This is a genomic window from Ancylobacter sp. (assembly GCF_965279025.1).
Lineage (GTDB): Bacteria > Pseudomonadota > Alphaproteobacteria > Rhizobiales > Xanthobacteraceae > Ancylobacter.
Genome location: NZ_OZ257132.1, coordinates 727,332 through 749,857 on the forward strand (window position 1 = coordinate 727,332; position 22,526 = coordinate 749,857).

Genomic DNA, 22,526 nt, shown 5'->3' on the forward strand with positions numbered 1-22,526 from the left:
CCCACACGAGCGCGCCCGCATTCCCCCGAGCAGATGCACGCTCAGCTTCACCCGCCATGATCATTCTCCAAGGAGGCGCTCTACAGCGTCTTCCGCTTCCCAGAACGACCGCCCCTTGGGCTTCACGTTCTTGACGGCGAAGCCGGCGGCCATTGCAATGGTGACCATTCCATCGATGCGGCCGCGCGATCGTTTCTTGTCGAATGCCCGATTGTTCATGCCATCGGAAATGACGTGCGCGTTTGCGGCGCAGGAATAAGTCAGGGGTGAACTGTCGATAAGGATCGATTTGTTCAGGATCCGGTCCTCAAGTGTCTCGATAGACCGGGGCATACTCAGGCGCTCGATGGGCTTCTTCTGCTCGTCCAATTGCCGGTAGAAAAGAACTCTCGTTCCTTGCCCATGAGGCACAAGCATCAATCCCGTCCCTCGAACGGCCTCCGGTCCTTCGTAAACCCAAGCGGCGAGGCCAATCTCCTCGCAAGCGTTGACGAACTCACCCATCCCCGCCGGGTCGAACGCCAAACCCTGAACGTTGTGTCCCGCACAGAGCTCGGCGACCTTGGCGGCGATAAAGGTCTTGTCGATGACCGCACCATCAACGGCCGAAAGATGCCGCTCGAGCACCCATCGGTCGTAGGGCGCCTGATCTGCGCGAGAGCGCTCGGCTATCCCATCCTTCGTCGTCCAGTACCAAGTCTTCGCATAGAGCTTGCCATCTCTCAGCCACACCGCGGTAAGCGCCGTAAGGTCGTTCTTCTGTGAAAGGTCGAGAGACAGCCAGCAAGGGCAACCCTTGAGTTCCTCCGGCTCCACCTTCCCCTGAACCGCCGCCCAGGCTTCCTCCGCGATCCAGAACTCAGTCGCGCCGATGGGGATGCCAAAGTACAGGCGCTTCAACGACAACGCCGTCGACAGCATGGACTTCGCGGTCTTCACCTGACCGCGGATATTCTCGATTGGGAACGTCACCCCCAACGCCGGCAGGGCCTTCGGCCAGCAATCCTCGTTGTCGAAGACCGTCTCTCGATCGGCCTTATCGACACGCGCCACGAAGGCGAAGGCCTCGTCGTCATCGACCTCGCCCAGGGCGACCTTCTGATAGAATTCCGAATATTCGGTCCCGACGATCTGCGTCGACGACGGCGTGTTCGTCCCTAGCAACATGAGGGCATCGCCGGGCATCTTGGCGATGGCGGCCATCCAAAGCTGGATCGACGTGTTACTCTTGAACTCGTGGATTTCGTCGGCAGCGACCAAGCTCGGCTTCGGGCCCGAGATCGCTTCACCGTTGGCCAGCGACTGGAAGATGGATTCGCTCTCCGGGAACTCCAGCTTCCAAGCGTTATCCCCCTCGCCGCGCACGACGACGTGGCCATTTGCGACGAGGGTGTCTTCGTCATCTCCGCCGGGGATTTTCGCCCGGCACATCGCCACCGCATCCTTGAACAGCACGTTGGCGGTGTTTTTGTCCTGGCCAATGGCGAAGGCGCGAGCGCGTTTAATTCCGTAGAAACCCGTCATGTAGAGCCCGGTGGCTGCCATGAACGGGCTTTTCGCCTGACCCTTCCCCGTCTCCAGCCAACCGCTGCGAAACCGCATCCGGCCACTGTCCTTACGCCATCCGAATAGGGAGCCTGCAACGAACGTGTGCCACGGAAGAAGATGAAAGGGCGCCCCTTCCTTTGCTCCTTCGGTGATGGTCAGCATCGCCGGGTAAAACCCGAGGGCATGGGCCGCCTTCTCCGGCCGCCAATGAAGCCCCCTCGCTGGTCCGTCTCTCAGATCGCGAAGATGACGCTCGGCAGCGTGGCGTACCAGCTCGCCCGAGACGATCCGGCCGTCGACAACCTCGCTGGCCCAATGGCTGGTTGGGTCATTTGGAAAGCGAGCCGAGGTAGCTGTCCGCGGCGCGCGGGGCTTTCTTGCCACGTTGCACCTTCCCGGCCTTGCCACGTCGAACCGGCGCGATGCCGAGTTCAGCCTCGAGCACTCGAATGTGCTCATCGGCCTGCCGCATGATCGTCCAATAGGGACTGACCTGCGGAACCTTGGTTCGACGCGCTTTAAGGATGGTTCCGTGCTCGGCGATCTGGCGAGCGGCACGACGGTATTCGACATAGAACTCGACGAGGCGCTGCATAGCGTGGCCGTTGACCATCGCCAGCGTCGCCGCGTCTTTCATCTCGCGCTCGAGGATGCCCCAACGCTCATGCGCCTCGGCGATATCGAGCTCATCGACGAATTGAGACGTCCAGTCCGGTTCGGGCGGAACGCCCTCACCTCCTCCCAAAGAGGTAAGTGTCATGTTCACCCCCTACGGGGGTGCGCGAAACCCCCCTTCCAAAAACTGCTCGCAGTGCGAACGGAGCTCCCCATGCGGTCCGGGGCCCCTACCCCCTAGAGATCAGATACCCCCCCGGAGTAGTCACCGAGCCCGGTTCCAAGGATGGTTCGGATCGATGGGGCGACCGTCCGGCGTGCAGCCGATCATGCCGCCGCCGCTCCGCTCTTCCTTCTGCTTCGTGCTGACGTGGTGATCCACGCAGAGCGCCTGCCAGTTGCTCTTGTCCCAGAACAGCCGACGCGCGGCAGCCACCGCCTCAGGCGTCTTAGCTTCGGCAAGTCGGTGGGGAACGATGTGATCGACGTGGGCTGCCTCTCCGCTCATCCCGAGCATGCGGCAACGCTCGCATTTGGGATGCGCCTTCAGAAAGGCGCCGCGAGCCTTGTCCCATCGGCTGTCATAGCCACGTTTACGAGATGATGGACGAGGTGCGGATATGCCCTGCACGTCAACCTCTCAAATGCTTGCGTCCCGCAGGGTAGTGAGGCGTGCGTGACGACGATGCAGCCCCGGAAGGCGGCGGAATGGAAGGTCACGAGAGCCAAGCCATCAGCGAGCATGACGCGGCTATGATGATCAGCACAGCGAGCTGGATGACATCGCACGGCTCCAGGTCTTCCATGCTCACCTCACGAAAAACCCGCCGCGCGTGAGCGGGCGGGCGATGTTTACGGAAAATGCAAAGCTCTCTGGACTAGGGCCTATGGCCCTGCGACCTTTCCAAGCACCAGCTTTCTGAGGCGGAGGGATGCATGGCGACGATGTCTGTCCAGTTGAGGACCCTACCCGACACCCGAGCGGCGGTCGGGCGTTCAGGAGCCCATACAGTCGTGGTCGACAGACCGGATGGGAAGGCTGGCGGACAGGGGCTTGGCTTCAATGGAGGCGAATTGCTGGCCCTGGCGATTGGAGGGTGCCTCTGCAACGATCTCCAATACGTCGCACATGAGATGGGCGTCGAACTGGCCTCGATCGCCATTGATGTTCATGTGACGTTCGAAGGTTCGCCCGCCCTCGCCACTTCTGCCTCGGTCACCGTTAACGCGACCGCTCACGATGGCTACTCTGTCCCGGAAGAACTCATCCGCAAAGCGATAGAGAGCTCGACGGTGAGCAACTCCATTCAGCGCGGCGTCACCGTTCGCACGAACGTGGGCTCTATCGCACCGGCAGTCCGGCCCTCGTAAAACGCAGATTGCAAGCTCCGACGCGGGCCATCGCAACCTGCCGGCGGGCTTCCTATCCAGTCAGAGGCGCCTTGGCCTTTCGGCGATCAGAGGGCACTTGCTGGCGTCGGCCCCTGACCCGGGTTCCTGTGCCGTCAATTCGGCCGCCGCGTCGAAGGTGGTTGCAGGGGCGGGATTTGAACCCGCGACCTCTTGGTTATGAGCCAAGCGAGCTACCGGACTGCTCTACCCTACGTCGAATTGTAGACCGGAGCACGGTGTCCCGGCTCCTGTGCACTAGGAGGCGGTTCACACAGGTTTGCGCCGTTGACCTGCGCCGAATGCGGGTGCGGACCTGTGCCGTTTCACTGCGTCAGTCGGGGGCTTTGCGTCTCCGCGTGCCCTTCCGTGCCGCCGGTCATCTCGTTGCCATTCACGGCAAAAAACGTACTGAGTTAGCTAGTTTCTCGTTGCAATCGCGTACTGAGTACGCTACAACATTCCTACCGGGTCGCTGTGGCCCGGCACGGAAGGAGGTGAGACGCAGTGAAGTTTCCGAAAAGGTTCGAGATCGAAATCAAGTTCCTCGGCTGGACACTGAGACTTGAGATCGAGTTCTGAGAACCGGGAGTCGGGCGAAAGCCCGGCTCCCACGGAAACGGAAAGCGTCTCACCTCCCGCTGGAGGAAAGATATCATGACACCGGACGACTTCAAGGCGTGGCGCACAACTATGGGCCTATCGCAACAGGCTGCCGCTGATGCCCTGGGCATCTCAAAGGGTAGCGTTGAGCTGTACGAAGCCGGCAAGCGGCGCGATGACGGGCGCCCCGTCGTCATCCCCAAGACGGTGGCGCTGGCCTGCGCTGCGCTCTACCACCGACTGGAACCGTGGGCCCATCCTTGACTGGCCACCAAACGCAAAACGCCCGAAGCGTGAGCCCCGGGCGCAAAACGTTCCGATCATGAATTTAATCGGCATATGGCCACATTGGCAGTCCATTTGCAAGAGGGCATTACGGAGATGGCCGACATCCATGCAGACCATCCACTACGGCTGCAGATGGCGTTCACCGCGACTGGAAATTACTTGGTGACCACCGGCTTCTCTGGCGGCTTATTTGGAGGGGAAGGCGACTTAGCTGCATCGTCAGCCATCTCATTGATCTGCCTTCCGATACCTTCAATACGATCTGCGATTTTGTTAAAGGCGGCGATCAAGCCGTTTTCCAAGTCAGCCCCATTGGGAAATGAAACAGTCTGAATACAACTTTGCCCGCCATAGAATCCGCTACGAATCGCACGCTCGCATGCATTTATAACCTGGATAGGGATATATATAGAGGTCCTCGCACGGTCACCGCCATCTGATATCGAGATCAATTTTCCGGTTCTAGTGCAATACATACTTGTCGAGAAATCTCTCGTATGGACATAGGGCGGCCTGCATCCGGCGGGCGGTCTATTTCCAAGCCCCGGAGGGGAATAGAATTTACTCAGAATCGGACCATATAGCGCACCTATATCCTCAAAACCTGCATCCACCTTGTTACTACCAGCTACACCATTCACAAATTCTATTTCATTAGGGAGCGAATAGTTAATACAATCAACAATTTCATCTTGTACACATTTTTCGTCTAAAATGTTAACATTATCTGCAGCAAAAGCTGAATAGATACTCGTTATGATAATTATGATAAACGTCCATAACCGAACTATATTCATTCCCTCCTCCTACCGTACAGAGCTATAGATATCAAAAATAAATTTGGCGCGAGCTTGACGTGATTGAGAAGATCCTTGCTCAAGGAATTCCTGCATCCAAGCGCGGCGGGTAATTCTCTCGTCAATCTTGCTGGCGAGCTGATCCAACATGCTGGCCGATTCCGGCATAGCAATGGGCGCCGATAGCGGCCCCTTCCCGATCATAGCTTCGATTTCTGGCAGCGGTGTCTCTACTCTGCGGCCATCCCAAGAACGCCAGACTACAAACCATTGACTGAATGGCCCTGTGCGATCTGCGTTCTTGGAAGCATCGGGAACAGGCCGCCCGACTATATCGAAATCCGGGAACAGCCTCTTGAGGAGGCTAGGCGAAGGCTGCGCCAGCGCCGCTTCCAAGCTAATTCTGGAAACGCCGCGCCGGTTGCCCCCTTCACCATCAAAAGCGTAGCATTTGTCTCCCGCCACCCGTTCGTCGAAGGTCGGATCATAAAGAGGACCGCAAACCACACGGGACCTAGGGTCGGGTTCGAAAAACCTGTCACGCTCTTTGATGTCTGCTACAGAATAGGCTCCCTCCGTTAGCTGACGCAGCGCCATAAAACGCCAGAAATTCTGCGCGATTAAAGGGTATTTTTCAATTATGCACGATGCAAGAGCATATCTGTAGAGTGGCTTCCATCGGCTGATTGCAATGCCCTCATCGACTTCCGGACAGCCTATCGAATCTGCGCGTCGCTCGAGGCGGATCTCGTTTGGATCGAAATCAAATGACCTGGCCATATCGGCAATTGCCTTGCCGACAGGCTTCAAACCCTCGATCTCGTCATCTTTATCTTCGTGACCGCGTAACGTGCGGAGCCGATCATTGACGGCCTTCTCATCGGCATCCAACGTGGAAACCTCCTTGATCAGCCGATCGAGTTCCGCTGACCTTCGCTCGCCCCTGCTGTCGAAGAGCTTGGGCGCAAGTGCTGCGCGCTTTTCAGCGATTGCCTTTTGTTTTTTCCGCAGATCCTGGACGACTGACGAAAGCTCGTACGCATCCCAGCGCCGCACAGTTTCCCGCCAACCCTCCCCGAGCAACTGAGAACGGCCGTATTGGCCGACAGACATGGCATCCTCTAAAAACGTCAGAAGCGGAAGCCCTGACTGGATCCCGTTCTGGACATAAGTGACATCCAGGAGGTCACCCATTCGGCTTAGATCATCGAATTCGCGCAGCCGACCGATGAAGTAATCGTCGTTCCTCTCCCTCATCTCCTTAAGCGAAGCTAAGCGTTCGGCACCGCCGTCCTTAACAAGGATCGACTTGTCCTGTGCGAGTAAAAGCCCCGCCGTCAGGGATACCGCCACCGCTTCTGGGCGAACCTCATTCTCGAAGAGGCGCCAGCGCGCCGGCGAAAGATTACCAGAATCGGTTCGGCTGAGAAATTTTGGCAGTGAGTTAGCACTCGGAGGCGACGCGCAGCCTGTGCGCTCGAGGTTTCTGAGATAATCGAAAAGAGGCCTTGTCTCCGAGAAATTGCTCAAGCCGAGCGAAAGATACCCAATGACCGGATCAAAGCATGACTCGGAATCATCGGTTAGACCGTAGACTGCGGCTATCTGACGGCGAATAAATCGCCTCGAACGATCCATTGCTTCTGCCTGCGCCGAGTTAGATCGAGGCGATTTGATCAAGGCGGCGTGCAGGCTAGGAACGCCCGTTCGAAAGACAGTGGTCGATTGTGTCACATATGAAATGCAGAGATCCCGATCGGCGGCCTGCTCATTCCAATGGCGGTACCGCGCCTCGAAATTGCGATAGGAAAGGCGATTGAGGTTCAGGCCGTAAATTGCAGTTCCCGAACGCATAAAGCGCTGGCATGCATCGGCTTGTGGATCCAAAAGCCCCGATGTTACCACGTCGGTCACATAGTCAATCTTCGCCGATATTCGGTCTAGGCGTTCGTTGATTTTGCGATCTAAAGCGTCGATCTGCTCAGATAGACGCATGATGCCTTGAAGCGCGAGTTGCTGCTGATGGAGTATGCGGTCGAGCTTCTCGTTGATTAGCCCTAGGGCCTGCATTATGCGGCCCATCATCACCTGCTCTTGAGTTGGCCCTGCATTTCCAAATGCATTTACAAGCGTAGTGGCCATTCCGACCGCAGATGTCCAGCTTCCAATACTCGTAAACGCAGCACTCGCGGCAAAATTTGCCACCTGTGTCGAGAAACTTAATGCAAATGAAACTGTCGATATTGCCTTGGCGAGCTCGGCGTCTATAATATTTGCTCTAGCTAATGCGTTAGCTAACCCGGCAACCGCCTCTCCAAATTTCGCTTTTTCCTGAAGAGCCTCCATACGAGCCTGGACTTTAACCTGCTCTTCGAGCTCATCTCGGTTCTGCATCCCAAGAAAGAAGCCGCCACTTCTAAGTGCCTCTTGCTTCTCGCGAGCACTCATATTTCGCCAAGCCGCATGCTGTAGATAGTCAATTTGCTGAGCATGCACGTCCACCGTCGACCGGACGCGGTCGAGGTCAACCCTAATGATCCCCACCTCTATGATCAGCGCATCGTAGCTCTGCTCCAATGCGTCAAGCCGCCCATCCGTTCGCTTGGCGAAGTCCGCGAACGCCGCTTTCACCTCTTCAAGCCCGGCGCGGGCGGCAGTTGCCTGCCTTTGCAAATCTAAAAGCGTTTCGCCAATTGGTAATCGGAAATGGGCACGCACGGTTGCTCTGGTCAAAGCCTCACATGCGTCTGGGGACAAAGATTTGCAGACGACGGTTGACCCTGCCTGCCTGATGAAATTTTCTGATTTCACTAGTTCCTGCGCGCCGCGCTCTCTGAGCTCAGCCGCACGAGCATATTGCCGGCGCTCCTCCGCTAAGCGCGCTTCCCTATAGTAATTCTCGGCCGCTTCGCTGCCCCGTATTGAACCGGCTCCAATGGCCGCTCGTATTTCCTTGCCTTGAACCTCAACATACTTCTCGTACACAGCCTTGTTCAAAGCGTTGAAGGCCGGATCCATGACGGAGGTCGCAGCAAGCCCTAAGGGCCCCGCCATTAAGGCGGCAGTGATCTTTATGCCACCCTGCATGCCCTTTATACCGTAGCGGTAGGTTTGATACTCACCGTGCGCGGCATTAATGCTGCCAGCCATCTCCGCCAGCAAGGGATCCGCAATAAGCGCGCTTGCCTGCCGCCGCCCACGCGCGTCGCTGATGTCCGTTGCTGCCTCTAATGCAAATTCTATTGTTTTGCCCTTGCCGTTGAGAATTAGCTCAGCGCCCTCCTTGCTCGAAATGGAGAATTCGTCGGCGGCTTGGCTCCAGGAGATAGACGACAACATGATTCCAGCGGCAATCACGCAGGAGCCCGTTCGACATTTCAGCGCCCAGATCATGCCCATCCCCCCGGAGAACAACTCACCGTAGCAGTCTGGCGCTGGTTGTAAATCCAGTCTGGACTTACCGAGGGGTGATAAATTAGATATTGGATCCCCCGACACTTTGCTAATGAACTAGGCCGCTGGCGAGCCAAGAATTTCACGCGCGATTAATGCGCGCCTTTAACTCGATGAGGTCGATAGGCTTCGTCATTTGTAGGAGATGTGCAGTTCACGCTCATCATGGGGCCACGACGCCCTGTCTTCGCGATATGCCCGCACCTTCGGCTTTGCCCCGTGTGCCGCCTCGAGGGGATCGTGAGGGCGCTCCATCCTCCACAGACGGGCTAGTTGGCCAAGGCCTGCCTTCAGGGCTGCCAAGCCATCCTCATCGACAGCGCCTTCCCGCAGCACCACGCCCTCCATCACGACGAATACCTGCCGGCGATCAGGCAGGCGCCGAATGGCGTTCATTGCCGCCCCATGCTGAACCAGCACCCGCTCGCGGCGCTCTTCTTCGGTTTCGGTGCCCACATCCGTGCCAGACCGCTCCTCACGGCTGCGGCTGTCCTTGTCGACCTCGTTCGCCACCATCTGCCCCATCGAAGATCCGGGCATGACCGGGGATGCGAGAACCTGGTGAAATTCTCCCACCAGCCGCCGCCAACGATCGCCGGCCCAGTACTCCGATTCCGTGATCTTGTCGGCCAGAAGCAGCCGTCCAAGGGCGTTTTCGGCCAGTTGGTCCCCGCGCCTCCCCTTGCCCAGCCATGCCCGATGAGGTTGCGAGAGTGCCACGTTCATCACGCCCTGAAGGCCACGCGCCGCGCGCTCCGCATTGGCCTCGGAAAGCTTCCCCGAGCGGGTTCGCAGTCCGTCTTTCCGCTTGCGTCCCTTGCGTGCCATCTTTCCGACCTCCACCACCACCGTCCATTCACCCGCCCGCCGCCTGCTGCTGCTGGCGGTCAGGCCCGTCCCGGCTCGGTGGCCACTCGCTGGGCATGTAGCGGCCCGTCACGGCCTTGGGGCGCCCGGCGAAGGGGCGAGCCGCATAGCCGATCGCGCGCAGCGGCAACTGCGCCTCATCAGCCACGGCCTGCCATGCCGCCCATTGCGGCGAGCCATGCTCGACCATCACGCCGCCGGTGAAATTCGGCCCCAGAGCCCGGCGCAGAGCCTTCACGGCCTCGCTCTCAGGCGCCCTTGGGGTCAACCGGACGGTGAAGTTTTTGAACGTCCCGCGCAGGTAGGTCGACGGGTCGCTCATCTTGCGTCGCTCTTTGAGGCAGGTCGCCCGGCAGAGCGGGATGGCAGCGATAGCGGCCTTTCGCTCGTCGTCGGTCAGCTTGAGCCACTGGCGATGCCCGCGGTGCTTCGGCCATGCCTGGGAGGGGCCGTACTCGGCGAGGAAGGCGAGATAGGTCGGATCCTGCTCCCATCCCTTCGAAGTCTCGCCTCGCACCGCCCCCTTGGGGGCTATGGGGGAAACCTTCGGTTCTTCTAACGGTTCTATGGGGGTGTCAGCAGTGACACCCTCGGGGGTGTCTGCCGTGACACCCTCCCCCGAAACCGGGAGGGTTTCAGCCTGACACCCTCCCCCGTGAACGTCCGAGAAACATCCTTGCGTGGATGCAACATCATCTCGCGTCAGGTTCTTCATTATCATCAAGCGGTAGTGGTTCGCCCGTTGCCGGCCGCTAGCCTCGTGCACCTCTGTCTTCTCAACGAGCCCCTGTTCGATCAGCCAGCCGATCCGGCGCAGCACGGTGCTCTTGGATTGGCACGATTCCTCGCAGATGCGGGCGATGGTCGGCCAGCATTCCCCGGTCCTCTTGTCGGCATAGTTGGCCAGCGAGATCAGGACGAGCTTGGTAGCCGCGTCGGTGATGTACTGATCCAGTGCCCAGGCGACGGCTTGCACGCTCACGACGTCTGCTCCCATCGGAGCCTGTCGAACAGCGGACCATGATTTCGGCGACGCGATGGTGTGTCCCAGTGACGGCCGCTGACCGAGCCAACCAAATGCGAACCGGCAGCACGCAGCGAAGCTCCACACTCTGAGGCAAGAGTGTATGTCACGACCCAGCGACAGCTGCGTCCGAATGCTGCGCGACAAGCTGAACGTGACAGAAATGAGCAGGCTTCGCGTGGGCCATTAGAGGCTACCCGCCGGATCTCGACGGTGAAGCCATCCTGCGATGCGCCCGCGATCGGACGGCCAACGATTGATACCGCGACCAAACTGCCGCCCAGTTTAGCGCCCGAGGAACAGAGATGTCCGACGACCGGATCGTTGTGATGATGATGTCGATCAACGAAGGCAATCGCCTCAGCGAGCTCAAGGGGGGCAAGGACGAGATGGATCATCGCCGATGCCCTTCTGACCGCCTACGACTGATGGTAACATCGCCTGTCGAAACGGGGCGCAGGGAACACCAGCGATGGCTTTGATCGGTACGGGCAAGCAGCCGGACTATGACGAAAACATGAGGGTTAGATTTGCGATGAAGGATAGCAAAACAGACGCGACCGTCGTTTGCACCATTTCGGGAGAAGCCTTGCAGGATCGGTTTTCTGCCAACATTGACGGACCGCTTGCCGCCTTCCATTTCAGTAGAAGTGAAATAGAGAACGCCGCATCGAGGCTGTACCGCGACGATGGCAAAGGCGTTAGCCTGACGAACGCCTCCTTCTGAGTAAGTCACAGCCCGCACCCCGCTTCGCAGACCATGAGCATGCCTTGGCCGGCTTCCTCGTCGGTGCGAAGGTCGACTTGGTCGAGCGGCTTTAGGGAACGGTGGATATAGAGCTGGCCGGTCATCGTCCCCTTCGCATTCCGGACGATTCCGGGCCGGATCGCCGCATCGATGGCTACGGCATCTGCAAAATCGGCCGGGGATGTATCCCGCAGCCGCGCAAGCTCAGCATTGGTGCGGTAGGGACAGAAGGTGCAGGCGCTCTTCATCGGCACCTCGTATCCATGCCGGCGCAGCCACTGCTCGCAATCCCACCGGGTCATCGCATCGCGGTGCGGATCCTTGCTCTGCTCCAGCAAAGGATGCCGGTTAACGATCCAGTTTTCGAACGCTGGCGCTGCGCGAATGATCTCGTCCTGAGAAATGCCAATCCACACCTCGGCGCTCGCCGCCGGGATCCGCTGGCGCGGACGATAGCCAAGCATGCGGCGCAGTTCAGCGTTGATCGGCTCTATCTTGTAGGCCGAGGTGCATTGCCGCCTCAGGGGTGCCGCCGCCCCGTTGCGTCCATGCGTGTAGAACGGCGCCGATGCCGCCCGGCCGCCGGTGCTGACAGCCTGCCCGGAGAGGATGGTATGCAGATCGTCCCGGATGTTGCCGGCGGAGACGGTGACAACCGGAAAGGGCAACACGTTGCCAGAAGAGAGCCAACGGACGTGCTCATAAACCGCCGCCGGCTCCGCTCCCGTATCCGCAAAGATGGCGAAGTCCGGCATGGGGCCAATCTCGCCATGCGCCGCCATCAGCGCCAGCGTCGTCGACTGCACTCCGGCACCCAGCGAAAGCACACGAAGCTTGGCGCCTTCGACAGGCCCCCAGGACCAGCCGCCGCGGCGTAAACGCGGCGTCTTCGGGGCCGGTGGAGAGGTGAGGGAAAACGATGCAGTCATGACACCACCCTCTCGACAACCGGAGGGCAAGCGGGCAGCGTCCAAGCATGAGAAAAGGGACGAACGACCTTTGGCCCCTTGCGATCATCCTGATGGCTGTCGCGCTGATCGTTTGGACGGGCATTGATGGGCCGGTAATCAAATCGGCCGGCATTGCCACAGCCGCCGAATGGCTTGGCTTTTTCGGAGCACTGATCGGCGCCTTCGCGACAATCGCTGCTGGATTTGTGGCGTGGACTTCCGTTCAGCATCAAATTGCGAGGGCCGATGCCATCAGAAATGAAGAGCAAGCCTATGCGTGCGCTCTCTGCGTCGAGTACGTTTCTCACGTGAAGAGTCGGGCGCGCCCCTTCGCAGACGCTCTCGGCCGCGCCCTCATCGGCGATGACGAAGGTTGGGACGCGGTGATCGTTTGCACGGGTATTGCAAGGCAAGAAGGCCTCGCTCCCGTCCGTTTCGACGTTGAGAATTCTCTGAAAAGTGTTCCGTTGCGGATGCTTCGTTTGACCCGAGCATGCATTGAAGCGGAACGGAGATTTGATGCCGAATTGGAGCGGTGGCCTCGCAAAGCGCGGGAGATCGTCTCGGTCGATCGGGAGCACATCCATCGCATGCGAACCGCTGCGCAGATGGCAGCCATTCGCGCCGAGGCAGCTCTCAGTGGCTCCTCCGAGTTGGGTTTTCACTCCACCGCATCCGCCAGCCCGACCCGTACCGAGCGCGGCGCTTCCAAGTCCTGAAAGGGCGCCGACAGCAGCACCTCCCAACCGAACTCGCCTCGCGATCCGTGTATCGCGGCCGTGTCGCGTTTCAGCGCATCCAGGCTTGAGGACCGCAATTCGAGCGACAGAGCCTCCAAGTTCACTGCTCACGACGCGCTCTCCCCGGCCAGCAGGTCGAGCACCTTACCGATCGGCGAGAGCGCCCTGCCCTCCTCGTCGCGGGAGAGGCCATGCCGGAGCACATCGGGGCTGGCACCGTGCTGGAGCGCTATCGAGGCGACGACGGCAGCGTCGCGCGCGTTGACCTCGATGTCGGTGCCGGCCTTCGGGCCACAGAGGAACACCTCGCCCAGGCGACCGTCCTCGTAGAAGCCGAGCGTCGCCGTGTAGCGGATATGTCCGATCTCGAAATCGAAGCTCTCGGCCGGCCGGCGGTTCGGAAGCGTCTCACGGGTCATGCCGCCACCCTGTCGAACTTCTGGGCCTCATCTCCCCAAACCGTCCAGCCCGGCCGGCTCTCGCGACCGAAGATCTCGAGATACGGGCCCGGCGCGAAGGCCTGCACGCTCTCGTAAAATTCCTCGGGCTTGCGGCTATGCTCTCGGCGCGGCGCTACGATGAGTTCAGCGACCGACTTGCTCAGGCGCTTGGGCCGGCCGATCCGGAAGAGCAGGCAGATCTCTGCGTTCTTGCGGGTGGTGTAGCCCATGCCCTTGTGGAAGCAGTCGCGCGGCAGGAATAGGGGGATGCCCCCTCGCCCGAACCGCATGTGCGTCTTGACCCAGATGAAGCCGACAGCCGAGTAGCGGAACCGATAGGCCCGGGCGATCTCGAATGCCTTGGGCAACTTTGGCCCCGTCGTCCAGAACAGCAGCCAGCACCCGGTAGGATCGGCCAGCGAGCGGACAGGGAGCGCGGCAATCTCTGCGTCGGTCATGCGCTTGTAGTGCTGCGGGCGCCCCTTGGTGCCGGCTGCGAATTTGTGCGGCGCATCCATGCAGATGACGCGATAGGTGCCGGTCAGGTTCGCGAAGGGTCCGCGCTCGGCGCTCATGGCGTCGGCTCGCCGGTGATCGCGGTGCGCAGCCGGCCGATATCAGCCGCGACCGCCGCGTCCGTTTCAACCTGTCGCGCGAGTTTGTTGACGGCGTGCATCACGGTGGTGTGGTCCCGCCCGCCCATGCGTCGACCGATTTCCGGAAGCGAGCGCAGCGTAAGGAACCTGGCGAGATACATCGCGACCTGACGCGGCATCATCACATTGGCGGTGCGACGGCGTGACAGCAGATCATCCCGAGACACATCGTAGTGCCGGCAGACAGCCCTCAGAACGTCGTCCAGACGCACGTTTCGCGCGGATACAGGCTGGGGTGCGATTTGGGCGGCGTGGGCGGCGATCGCCTCCATTGTCACCGGCACGCCGCTCATCACCAGTGTGCGCAGCGTGGCCAGCATCGCCGGCAGGCCGAGGTCGAGCGCCACCAAACCGTCAAGCGTTCGCTCGTCCAGGACGCACACCAGCCGGCGCGCCTCGATCTCTAGGGCGGCCCGGCAGAGCGATGCATCGGGTGGCTGTATCTCGACAATGACAGCCTCCGCCAGCGTCTCACCGGCCCGGCAATCGGAAGGCGGCAGCCGTCCGGCTGAAAGGCCGCGTACGATCCGACCGGTGACATGCCGACAACGGCTCTCGGCTGCGTCATGCGCGTCGTCGAGAATGCGGAGGCGCTGGCTGGGCAGCACCGCGCGGGCCGCCGACAACATCAGGCTCTTGCCGCAGCCAGACGGCCCATAAAGGTAGAGAGATCGTCCCGGCAGTTCATCGCGCAACAGCCGGCGAAGCATTTCGACCGCCAGCGCATTGCCGGGACCAATGGCGATGCCGGCGAGCGCGGCGGCGATCTCCTCTTCCTCGAGGTCCTGCGCCGGCAACGCCGCTTCTTCACGCGTCACCGCAGGCGGCTCGGGAGCCGCGACCTGCGTCGGCTCCCGCCTGCTGCTGCGGGGCCGCGCAAGACGCTGCCGTACGGCGTTGTAATGCGCCGCCTGAGACGCGCGGTCGTGGAAAGGGATGGTTTCGTCTGACGGGATCAGCGCGGCGAGCGGGTGCCTTGTCAGCGCCGCCGGCCTCGCTACCGCGACCCCGTGGGCTTGGGAGGAAGGGTCGCCCCCCCCACTCTGCGGTTCCACTCCGCTGCTCTCGCTCGCTACCTTGAGCACCGGCGCGGTCGTCTCCGGTGCGCGCACGGCGCGCGGAAGTATCGCGATCGCCACCCGCGCGGCTCGGCGCGTCTCTGGCGGGGCGTAGGCCAGCAATGCATGAGCCCGGCAATAGGCTCCCTCTGCCACCCGAGCCCCGCAATAGCGCCCGCCGTCGACCGCGCGCTCGACATGACTCCAGAGTGGCCAACGGCACATGGTTCCGTCGAGATCCAGTATTCCAGTGTCCGTCTCGGCTACGGCCGTGCTCTCATCAGCAAGCTCAAGCATGCGACCCGTCCTGTGTTTTCAGACTGTTACAGTGGGTGTTTCCCGTGGAACTGGGTTCCGGGAAGGGTTTGACGGTCGTGGCGTGCGGGTGCAGGCCGACATAGGCGGCGCAGCGCGCCAGGCTGTCGAACGAAAGCTCGTGCCCGTTCTCGCATCGTGAAATTGTCGCGGCCGAGACACCGACAACGTCCGCTGCCGCCCGGACCGAATGCCCGCGCAATTCGCGCGTCACCCGCACGCCGGCGCCAAGGGTTGCCCAACATACGGAGCCGCCCGGCCGGCTATCCGGGCAGATATCCACCGTGACGGGATCCACCGCGAGGACCGCACAAATCGCCATATGCGCGAGGGCGTTCACCGGCCGGCCCATTGCCGCGTTGCGCCATAACCGCATGTCCACCTCTGCCACACGACAAAGGCTGATCTCACGATCAAGGCCGAGAGCGAGGCTGCGGATATGGCTGGAGAGCTTCGTGCGGCGCTCAGCCGGCGCAAGCCAAGGTGCGTTGTCCCGCATCATGAAGCGACCTCGGGCCGCAATCCCTCAGCGTTTGCCATTGTCTCAGCTCGGACTGAGCATGCCGAGGGCTTGCATGTAGAGGTCGACGATCGCCTCGTGCTCGGCGTGCTGGTCGGCACCCTGCTTGCGGATCTTGAGGATTTCACGCAGCGCCTTGGTGTCGAAGCCGGTGCCCTTGGCTTCGGCGAAAACGTCCTTGATGTCGTCGGCGATGGTCTGCTTCTCCTCTTCGAGCCGTTCGATGCGCTCGATGAAGGATTTGAGTTGCTCCTTCGCGAAGCCGGCAGCGGCGTCAGAAAGGGGCTGGTCATTCGGGATGTCAGACATGGCTTCTCCTCCGCGCCTCTCGCGCGCTCGTCGATCTGATGCCGGTCGGCAGGTTGTTCAGCCGGCTGAACGATGGTTCCCGCGCGCCTTCACCGGCCGAAGACGGCGGTGAGCAGCGTGGCGGCGATGTCGATGAGTTCCTTGGTCAGGGTCTGGTGTTCGCTTTTCCGACGCTTGCGCTGATCGGCAGGAAGCACGGCGCGCCTGACCGAGCGTTTCGGTCGAACATGGGCAAAGCGGACCGCGGCGGACTTGTTCATCGGCCACTCTCCGTCTTGCGAAGGGGGCTGACGTTGTCACCGGCCTTGTGTGCGGCGAGCCCGTCACGGAGATCGTCGACGGCGCGCGCAAGACCCGCAGCCTCCCGATCGACCAACTCCGCGTCACTGGCGGAGAACCGACCGTCGGCCTGGGCCTCCGCAAAGGCCTCCGACACATCGGCAAATTCACGGAGCGTCGCGTTGAAACGCGTATGGATGCAGAGTAGCGGGCCGGAGGCACGTTCTTCCGCCGCCACGAGCTGATGCCCGCTGTAATCCGCCATGATGCGGGTCACGCAGGGCCGCCCACAATCCGCCTCAAGCACCATGGCCGAGAGGAGCGGGATCATGTCCTTGTCCTGCTGGTAGCGGTAGACCGAGCCGGCATGTACGCCCAGCAACTCTGCGCATCGCTCGGCCCCGCCGCATTCGGTGATCAGGTCGCGTGTCGCCGCAACGATGCGCAGACGCCAGGCGCGGGGAAGCGGGTTCTCAGCCATGGGAGGCACCCTCCCCCGCGAGATCGTCCGGACTATTCGCGGCCACGTCCGAGGATCGTGCATGGCACTGTTGGGAAAGTTCGATGGCTTCGCGCTCTTGAGCAGCCCGAACCGTCTCGGCGACAGGTCTCTGCACCCCCCGCGGCCATGGAACCGTGGGGGGCCAATTGTCTGAGAAGAACCGTATGATCTCGTCGTACTTCCGCGCGGTGAAAGATCGACCGGCGGAAATGCGGGAAAAGAAGCTACCGTCGTTCGCCGCAAGGCGGCCAACGGTAGAGATTTCGAAGCCCCGCGCAGAGGCAAAGGCCTCGGCGCAAGATTGAAGATTGGATCGCAACTCCTGTTCCATGCCAAAAACATAGTGGGATTATTCCCACTTTGCAACCCAGATTTCCCACGCGATATCCCACGCGCGCGCATGGGATAATTCCCAATATGGAGAACACCTTGCAGCAGGTGGTGGAACGTCGTCTGGAAGAGCTCGGTATTGGCCCGATCCAGGCAGCGACCGCTCACGGCCTTGAACGCACCTTCATTCGCGATATCGTCGACGGACGGAAGAAATCGATCCGTCAATCGACCCTTCCCCGACTCGCGAAGGCTTTGGGTTGGTCAGCACGGCAACTCACCGATGCCCTCGACGGGCTATCAGCGTCATCATCCGACGATGATGAACTGCAGGATATAGGTGCAGCCCTCGTGCCCGTACGCGTTCAAGGCACAGTCGAAGCTGGCGCATGGCGCGAGGTCGAGGAATTCGACGACGTGCAGGATGAACGCACCTTCGATGCCCGCGATCCCGACTTTCCCCAAGCGAGGTTGTTCGCGAGCGACGTGGTAGGGGATTCCATGAATGACCTGAAGCCCCGGCCGATACTCCCGGGGGACCGGATCATATGGGTTCGCTTCGAGGATCTCGCCGGGCGCGTGCCTCTGCGCGATGGCATGGTCGTGGTCGTGGAACAATCGAAGGATGGCGGCCAGCTACGCGAGCGCTCGGTCAAGCAGCTGCTGATCTTTGAGGATCACTATGAGCTCCAGCCTCGTTCGACCAACGCGCGCCACAAGCCGATCATGGTTCAGCGAGATCTCCACGCAGATGACGGCCGCAGCGTCGAGATCATCGGGCTCGTGCGCAAAACCATGAACACGATTCCGATTTCATATAGATAGAGCTCACTTCTCAAGCATTATTGCTTACGCGTGAACAGTACGAGGTCATAATTAGATGACGTGGAATGTATTTATCTAAGATATGCTGAGATAAAATAATCGATTATATTTTATTTCGTGGACGCATCAGATTCTGATGGCTTCGGAACTGTCTGCAACCTGTTTGGGGGAGGCCCATCTTTTTGCTCGGGGTTCGTGACGTCATTCCTCTCGGGCTTGGCCGCATTAGTTAGTGGCGATCCAACCCCTTGCTGCAATGGCGTTCCAGGTCCTTCGGCAACGGATGCGCAGAGCACCAGCCCGAGCAAGATAATCGCAGCTATGCCACCGATCCAGGCTGCCAAAAAGAAGCCGCTCTCTGCTGATGCCGCCGGCTTAACCACCATCGCCTGATAATCGTTCTCTGGCATGAAACGGTAGATCTTGGCATGCCACTCGAATCGCAAACGCCTTTGCAGGCGCACATATTGCAGGCCGGATGCGATAATCGAAGCGACATAAAGAAATAATACAACACCTATCACCGCCACAGCCTGCTTGATGATCGGCGCCGGGTTATCGAGCGCCAAACGGCCTGCTATCAATGCAATTCCGGCGAACAAGGCCCCCGCAACAGCGGACGCAATACTTCTTGTGGCGTCCGACAGCTTTCCTATCTCTTCACCGACAGCCTTTCGAAGATCCGTCATGGCCTTCAGGCTATCCCGACTAACTTCAGACAACCCGAAAGCTCTTGCCATTATGGCCCCCTCGAGCGCCGTTTCGGCAGCTAATCGGAACATCGCTCCCGCCCCGCGATCGCTGTGCGCCGTCCGAGCTATTTCCGGCGCGAAGAGATCGTGACGTGGCCTCATCTCAACTGAGGACTCGAACACCCACGACGCGGCTCGCTGGACGGCGCGCATACCCGCTGGCCCCAAGGCTTCGATTATGTCTGCTTCTGGCTTTAACCGAGAAAGCGGTGGGCCCCGGAACAGGAGACAGCCGTCCTCTTCAACTTCGTCGCTCAAGCAGCGTAGGAGAACGGCAAAGGCTGGTCTGGCCCAAGTCACGAACGCCCAATGCGTCGTAGGAAGATCGACGTCCGGATAGCGCAGCAGCCAATGGTCGATCTGGCTGGTCACCAATCGACGGGTTGCGAATTCCCGAACCACTTTACGAGGGTCACAACCAGTTGGCATAGGATTGAAAGCGCTATTGTCGCCCCAAGGTGCGATACGAGAAGCCTTCGTCTCGAATGCGCTCGTCAATCCGGCTACCCAAAGCACGGCCGGGCGCTTTTCGTCACGCAGCCAGAAAGCCACACCGGCACGGGAAACAGCCGTCGCAAATCCTTCCGGTTGCGGCGGTTTCGTTATCACCAAACGGTAGGGTTCGTAAGCCACCGAAATCTGATCGGTGGCAATGATCTCGGGTGTCGCGTCTTCAATCGAAAAAGTCCAGCCGAGCGCCACCAGCGTCTTGGCAGTTGCCGCCACGTCGATCGCACTCAGGCCGGTGACCGTCAGGTCACCCGCGCTTTCCGTCGCAACTGCCCGCCCGGCCTGGACTAGGCTATCAAGTGCGGTCGCGAGACCTGTCGGGTAGAGTGCCATCCTCAACCAACTTTTCTTCGGTCTGCACCGTGATAGTCGCCCCACCATCTGGAGAGAGGCGGCGGCGCACGGTTTTATCTTCCTGGTCGCCGGGAAATTCAATCACCACGCCTTCGGCGGTACGTATTCGGCGACGAGCGGCGGTCCGCAAAACAGCCGGATGCGGCTTGAAGGTGACACCATTTAGCTTCTTGGCCTTCAGGTGCCGCGTGACCGCTCTCTCCACCGCCGCCCGGATCTCTTCCTCCTGCGGCCGCCCAGCTGCCACGAACAACGCCTCCTTCACTGCAGATTCGTCGACCACCTCACGACCTTGCAAAGCTTCCTTAGCGGCCCGCAAAGCCGCTGGAACGTCGCGGTCAGGGAGATAATCGCGCAGATCTTCAACGACTGATCGCAAGGCGCCACGCAGATCTTCGCTGAGCTGAGCATTGTTGCGTTCGCGCTTAACGTCGAGAAAGGCCTCGAAATAATCGGTCAAATCCGGAGAGTTGCCCATCCGATCTCGAGCCGACAGCGCGGGCTCCGCAACGCCATTGCGGGTGCGGACAATAGCGGCCTTCTGGATTGCTCCTTTCTCTTGGACAAAAGCCTGTACAATCTGTCGTAGCGCATTGCGCCCTTGCTTTTCGTATAACTCCACGGCTTGTCGATAATCGTATTTCATCATCCCATAGAGACGAATAGAAGGATCTTCAACAACTAATTCGAATACGAAGAAAGCACCAGATGTTGCCGTTTGAGGATGAACATTGTCGAAACGTCGACTTATATCTTGCGCGCCCTTCTCGAAACCAATGACACCTGACGCAATTTGCTCTATCGTCGATCTCGTATCTGAACTCACCTTAAATTCGTGAACGCTATCGATTGCGGCATCGAACAGACGTGCCAAGAAGAAGTCCAAGTGATCGACACCGTTAAGATCCATTTCTGACTGAGCGACAAAATCCTCTTTGCTCTTGCTGACCACGTGCAGGATCATTCGATTGATCCGCAGTTCTGCCATTTCCTGGTCGCTGAAAAAACCCATTGTTCCCCCCTGCCCGCGAAGAGCGGCGAGTTAAGATTATACCGCCTCCGCCAGAAGTTATAGATCTTGCCGCAACTCAAACGCGAATCTCAGCAGGCCGTATCGGGAAAATGCGCTCAACCTGAGTGTGTGTCTTAGAAAGCCAATTCAAGCCCCCCGTCCGGCACCTCACCATAGGTCGCGATCAAAACGGGCGGCTCGGCGTCGCCACTTTCCATCTCCACCTCTGTCGAGAACGCAACGGCGCCGGCCTTGATGAGGCTCATGCGTTCGGCCTTACGACTGGCCTCCTCGGCGTCGCGTACCTCCATCGGGATGCCCGCCTTCAGCCTCCTGCCCTTCGCTTTCTCGAAGGGTTGCACCACAAAAAACGTCTTCTTCGCCATGTCGAACCTCCTTCAGATGAAGCGCCGCTGCGGCGGCCGTTTGGATGCGCGGGACGCTGACGCTGGCGGGAGTTCGCGCAGGGCGAACCGCGCCATCTCGACGTCATGGGGTTGCAGACCTGTCGCGTTGAGGATGGCCTGCATGGTCGCATCATCGTCGGCCACGTAGTCGACCAGGGTCGCGAGGAACCGGCCATCTTCGGCACACGCCCGGATGGTCGACGGCATGAAACCCGTCACCGATAGAAAGCGCTCGAGATGGATCGCGTCAGATGCAAGGGCCCCCAGGATCCGAACGGCGATCCACTCGGCCTTCTCGCGATCGGGCAAAGGTGCGCTAGGCATGAGCGACCTCCGGGATTTTGAGTTTCGCCACGCCAGCGATGAGGCCGATCGGCATGTCGCAGCTGGCGCATACGAAGCGCTGCCGCTGCAGAAATGCGCTCTCCAACAGATCATCGATGTCGGTAGGCGCGTCGTCGACGGCCGGCACGTCCAGGATCATCTTGCTCTCGGCGATACAGTGCTCGCACCTCAGATGGATCCGGAAACGCGCGGCGATGGACGGGGGGACTTCACTCTCTCGCAACTCCATGACGCTAGCCCTGCGATATCGTTCTTGTTCTGTTCTCATGTTGGGGAGAGGACGGCCGAGAGTCGAGTCGAATCAAGCCACAAACGTAGGATTATTTTCATTATGGGTTATTTCCCACTTTCTCGTTGACAGTGGGAAATAACCCACCTAGCCTTACTCCATCAGCCACTCCTGCTGATGCGTGCCCGGCGGCGGACCATCGCCCCCCAGCCCCCGCCACCGGGCACGCCAAACCGCTGATGGGATCGTCGCCATGGCACAGCACAATGATCGCTTCTGGATGGTCTACGGCCATGGCACCCGCCAGCCGGTGGTGCGCCATAAGACCGAAGCCTCGGCCCTGGCCGAAGCAGAGCGCCTGGCCAAAGCCTTTCCTGGTGTCCGGTTTTACGTGCTCGAGCCCGTCAGCATGTCCGTGAAGATCGAGGTCGAAACGACCAATCTCCGGCTGGTGGGCGATCTCGTCGCTCGTGCGGCCGAGTACGCCGAGATGATCGGCTGCGTCCACGCCTCCCCTGCCCGGCCTCGCCATGCCGACGGCATCCCCGGCGACCTGTCGGATTCCGACATCCCCTTCTGAACTCTGGCGGGGACCGAACCGCCCGGCCGGGCCGCTCCTCCCCAATGACCCAAAGTCGGCCCGGCCGCCTTTCATTCGCAG

27 protein-coding genes and 1 tRNA gene are annotated in these 22,526 nt (G+C 60.2%); 6 read left to right on the plus strand and 22 right to left on the minus strand.

Annotation, left to right across the window (positions count from 1 at the left end):
- Positions 1 to 60 precede the first annotated feature (60 nt).
- The 3 genes from ACQY76_RS03335 to ACQY76_RS03345 all read right to left on the minus strand — a co-directional run bounded on the left by ACQY76_RS03335 (position 61) and on the right by ACQY76_RS03345 (position 2,794).
- Entirely contained in the window at positions 61 to 1,710 is a 1,650-nt protein-coding gene (locus ACQY76_RS03335; protein ID WP_428031500.1) for a terminase large subunit, read from the minus strand.
- A 166-nt stretch (positions 1,711 to 1,876) separates the two neighbouring features.
- Positions 1,877 to 2,308, minus strand: a complete 432-nt coding sequence (locus ACQY76_RS03340) for a P27 family phage terminase small subunit (protein WP_428031501.1) — start codon at positions 2,306 to 2,308, stop codon at positions 1,877 to 1,879.
- Positions 2,309 to 2,428: 120 nt separating this feature from the next.
- Positions 2,429 to 2,794, minus strand: coding sequence for an HNH endonuclease (locus tag ACQY76_RS03345; protein WP_428031502.1), 366 nt, complete (start codon positions 2,792 to 2,794; stop codon positions 2,429 to 2,431).
- Positions 2,795 to 3,099: 305 nt separating this feature from the next.
- Between ACQY76_RS03345 and ACQY76_RS03350 the strand changes: the two genes are divergently transcribed.
- Positions 3,100 to 3,534 (plus strand): OsmC family protein, encoded by a 435-nt coding sequence (locus ACQY76_RS03350; protein WP_428031503.1) that lies wholly within the window; start codon positions 3,100 to 3,102, stop codon positions 3,532 to 3,534.
- A 158-nt stretch (positions 3,535 to 3,692) separates the two neighbouring features.
- Here ACQY76_RS03350 and ACQY76_RS03355 read toward each other — a convergent pair.
- A tRNA-Met gene (locus ACQY76_RS03355) sits at positions 3,693 to 3,769 on the minus strand.
- Between the two features lie 440 nt (positions 3,770 to 4,209).
- On the opposite strand from ACQY76_RS03355, the gene ACQY76_RS03360 reads away from it, so the two are divergent.
- Positions 4,210 to 4,419 carry a helix-turn-helix domain-containing protein gene (locus ACQY76_RS03360; protein WP_428031504.1) on the plus strand — a complete coding sequence of 70 codons (210 nt, stop codon included), beginning with the start codon at positions 4,210 to 4,212 and terminating at the stop codon, positions 4,417 to 4,419.
- Between the two features lie 179 nt (positions 4,420 to 4,598).
- Here the strand turns inward: ACQY76_RS03360 and ACQY76_RS03365 are convergent, their stop codons facing one another.
- The 5 genes from ACQY76_RS03365 to ACQY76_RS03385 all read right to left on the minus strand — a co-directional run bounded on the left by ACQY76_RS03365 (position 4,599) and on the right by ACQY76_RS03385 (position 10,982).
- Positions 4,599 to 5,240 carry a hypothetical protein gene (locus tag ACQY76_RS03365; protein ID WP_428031505.1) on the minus strand — a complete coding sequence of 214 codons (642 nt, stop codon included), beginning with the start codon at positions 5,238 to 5,240 and terminating at the stop codon, positions 4,599 to 4,601.
- 9 nt (positions 5,241 to 5,249) lie between these two features.
- Positions 5,250 to 8,633, minus strand: coding sequence for a hypothetical protein (locus tag ACQY76_RS03370; protein WP_428031506.1), 3,384 nt, complete (start codon positions 8,631 to 8,633; stop codon positions 5,250 to 5,252).
- Positions 8,634 to 8,825: 192 nt separating this feature from the next.
- A complete protein-coding gene (locus ACQY76_RS03375) occupies positions 8,826 to 9,521 on the minus strand; it encodes a hypothetical protein (protein ID WP_428031507.1) in 696 nt (231 codons plus the stop codon).
- Between the two features lie 28 nt (positions 9,522 to 9,549).
- Positions 9,550 to 10,542 (minus strand): helix-turn-helix domain-containing protein, encoded by a 993-nt coding sequence (locus ACQY76_RS03380; protein ID WP_428031508.1) that lies wholly within the window; start codon positions 10,540 to 10,542, stop codon positions 9,550 to 9,552.
- Positions 10,539 to 10,982: an XF1762 family protein gene (locus ACQY76_RS03385; RefSeq protein ID WP_428031509.1), complete on the minus strand. Its 444-nt coding sequence runs from the start codon at positions 10,980 to 10,982 to the stop codon at positions 10,539 to 10,541. The genes ACQY76_RS03380 and ACQY76_RS03385 overlap by 4 nt, the downstream gene beginning before the upstream one ends.
- A 74-nt stretch (positions 10,983 to 11,056) precedes the next feature.
- Here ACQY76_RS03385 and ACQY76_RS03390 point away from each other — a divergent pair, with 74 nt between their 5' ends.
- Positions 11,057 to 11,311, plus strand: coding sequence for a DUF1488 family protein (locus ACQY76_RS03390; RefSeq protein WP_428031510.1), 255 nt, complete (start codon positions 11,057 to 11,059; stop codon positions 11,309 to 11,311).
- A gap of 5 nt (positions 11,312 to 11,316) precedes the next feature.
- Here ACQY76_RS03390 and ACQY76_RS03395 read toward each other — a convergent pair whose 3' ends face one another.
- Positions 11,317 to 12,261, minus strand: coding sequence for a hypothetical protein (locus tag ACQY76_RS03395; protein ID WP_428031511.1), 945 nt, complete (start codon positions 12,259 to 12,261; stop codon positions 11,317 to 11,319).
- Between the two features lie 92 nt (positions 12,262 to 12,353).
- On the opposite strand from ACQY76_RS03395, the gene ACQY76_RS03400 reads away from it, so the two are divergent.
- Positions 12,354 to 13,001, plus strand: coding sequence for a hypothetical protein (locus tag ACQY76_RS03400; RefSeq protein ID WP_428031512.1), 648 nt, complete (start codon positions 12,354 to 12,356; stop codon positions 12,999 to 13,001).
- 128 nt (positions 13,002 to 13,129) lie between these two features.
- Here ACQY76_RS03400 and ACQY76_RS03405 read toward each other — a convergent pair whose 3' ends face one another.
- The 7 genes from ACQY76_RS03405 to ACQY76_RS03435 form a co-directional block, all read right to left on the minus strand.
- A complete protein-coding gene (locus ACQY76_RS03405) occupies positions 13,130 to 13,441 on the minus strand; it encodes a hypothetical protein (protein WP_428031513.1) in 312 nt (103 codons plus the stop codon).
- Positions 13,438 to 14,037, minus strand: coding sequence for an MT-A70 family methyltransferase (locus ACQY76_RS03410; protein WP_428031514.1), 600 nt, complete (start codon positions 14,035 to 14,037; stop codon positions 13,438 to 13,440). The genes ACQY76_RS03405 and ACQY76_RS03410 overlap by 4 nt, the downstream gene beginning before the upstream one ends.
- Positions 14,034 to 15,473 (minus strand): helix-turn-helix domain-containing protein, encoded by a 1,440-nt coding sequence (locus ACQY76_RS03415; protein WP_428031515.1) that lies wholly within the window; start codon positions 15,471 to 15,473, stop codon positions 14,034 to 14,036. The genes ACQY76_RS03410 and ACQY76_RS03415 overlap by 4 nt, the downstream gene beginning before the upstream one ends.
- On the minus strand, positions 15,466 to 15,993 hold the full coding sequence (locus tag ACQY76_RS03420) for a helix-turn-helix domain-containing protein (protein WP_428031516.1): 528 nt from the start codon (positions 15,991 to 15,993) through the stop codon (positions 15,466 to 15,468). The genes ACQY76_RS03415 and ACQY76_RS03420 overlap by 8 nt, the downstream gene beginning before the upstream one ends.
- A 42-nt stretch (positions 15,994 to 16,035) precedes the next feature.
- Positions 16,036 to 16,320 carry a DUF2312 domain-containing protein gene (locus ACQY76_RS03425; RefSeq protein WP_428031517.1) on the minus strand — a complete coding sequence of 95 codons (285 nt, stop codon included), beginning with the start codon at positions 16,318 to 16,320 and terminating at the stop codon, positions 16,036 to 16,038.
- Positions 16,321 to 16,409: 89 nt separating this feature from the next.
- Positions 16,410 to 16,580, minus strand: coding sequence for a hypothetical protein (locus tag ACQY76_RS03430; protein WP_428031518.1), 171 nt, complete (start codon positions 16,578 to 16,580; stop codon positions 16,410 to 16,412).
- A complete protein-coding gene (locus ACQY76_RS03435) occupies positions 16,577 to 17,080 on the minus strand; it encodes a hypothetical protein (protein ID WP_428031519.1) in 504 nt (167 codons plus the stop codon). The genes ACQY76_RS03430 and ACQY76_RS03435 overlap by 4 nt, the downstream gene beginning before the upstream one ends.
- Positions 17,081 to 17,518: 438 nt before the next feature.
- Here ACQY76_RS03435 and ACQY76_RS03440 point away from each other — a divergent pair, with 438 nt between their 5' ends.
- Entirely contained in the window at positions 17,519 to 18,256 is a 738-nt protein-coding gene (locus ACQY76_RS03440; RefSeq protein ID WP_428031520.1) for a LexA family protein, read from the plus strand.
- Positions 18,257 to 18,366: 110 nt separating this feature from the next.
- On the opposite strand, the gene ACQY76_RS03445 is transcribed toward ACQY76_RS03440, so the two are convergent.
- The 5 genes from ACQY76_RS03445 to ACQY76_RS03465 form a co-directional block, all read right to left on the minus strand.
- Complete coding sequence (locus tag ACQY76_RS03445; RefSeq protein ID WP_428031521.1) at positions 18,367 to 19,851, minus strand: hypothetical protein; 1,485 nt, start codon at positions 19,849 to 19,851, stop codon at positions 18,367 to 18,369.
- Positions 19,814 to 20,884: a hypothetical protein gene (locus ACQY76_RS03450; protein WP_428031522.1), complete on the minus strand. Its 1,071-nt coding sequence runs from the start codon at positions 20,882 to 20,884 to the stop codon at positions 19,814 to 19,816. Before ACQY76_RS03450 ends, ACQY76_RS03445 begins: the two co-directional genes overlap by 38 nt.
- Positions 20,885 to 21,018: 134 nt before the next feature.
- Positions 21,019 to 21,270, minus strand: a complete 252-nt coding sequence (locus ACQY76_RS03455) for a hypothetical protein (protein WP_428031523.1) — start codon at positions 21,268 to 21,270, stop codon at positions 21,019 to 21,021.
- Between the two features lie 12 nt (positions 21,271 to 21,282).
- Positions 21,283 to 21,615, minus strand: coding sequence for a DUF3572 family protein (locus ACQY76_RS03460; RefSeq protein WP_428031524.1), 333 nt, complete (start codon positions 21,613 to 21,615; stop codon positions 21,283 to 21,285).
- Positions 21,608 to 21,775, minus strand: coding sequence for a hypothetical protein (locus ACQY76_RS03465; protein WP_428031525.1), 168 nt, complete (start codon positions 21,773 to 21,775; stop codon positions 21,608 to 21,610). Before ACQY76_RS03465 ends, ACQY76_RS03460 begins: the two co-directional genes overlap by 8 nt.
- A gap of 343 nt (positions 21,776 to 22,118) precedes the next feature.
- Here ACQY76_RS03465 and ACQY76_RS03470 point away from each other — a divergent pair, with 343 nt between their 5' ends.
- Positions 22,119 to 22,445: a hypothetical protein gene (locus ACQY76_RS03470; RefSeq protein ID WP_428031526.1), complete on the plus strand. Its 327-nt coding sequence runs from the start codon at positions 22,119 to 22,121 to the stop codon at positions 22,443 to 22,445.
- The last annotated feature ends 81 nt before the right edge of the window (positions 22,446 to 22,526 follow it).